Genomic DNA, 434 nt, shown 5'->3' with positions numbered 1-434 from the left:
AAATTATAATGACAAAATTGTTCAAGAGCAAGAATGTAAAATCAATGAACTGAAAGATATTTTAAATAAAAGAAAAAATGTTTTTACAAATAGCATTTCAATTTTAGCTTTGATAGTTTCTGTTGCGTCGATTGTATTATATTTTATAGGGCGTTAATTTATGAATTTTTTAAGTTCTTTAAAAGATAAGGCGGTAAATGCTTCAGAAGCAATTAAAGACAAAACTATTAAGACTGCTGAAGTTGTTAAAGATATTGGAATGGAAGTAAAATGTGGGATTGGTTGGCACGCGGGTGAATATCAAAATGAAAAAGATAAACCAAAATGTTTTTTTTCCAAAATTTGCCCTGATTGTGGAAAATATCTTACAAAAAATCAACATGATTTTGAAGCTCCTGAAATATTAAATCCTGATAATTGTTATGGATATAGAC

Annotated in this window: 1 protein-coding gene; it reads left to right on the top strand. The window is 27.4% G+C overall.

The window, feature by feature from the left end:
• Positions 1 to 160: 160 nt before the first annotated feature.
• On the top strand, positions 161 to 434 hold a 274-nt coding region (locus tag IR141_RS12825), incomplete at its 3' end, for a hypothetical protein (RefSeq protein WP_209304455.1).

This window comes from Neisseria sp. 19428wB4_WF04 (assembly GCF_015235335.1).
GTDB lineage: Bacteria > Pseudomonadota > Gammaproteobacteria > Burkholderiales > Neisseriaceae > Neisseria > Neisseria musculi.
This window is presented reverse-complemented; position numbering and strand designations above follow the sequence as displayed.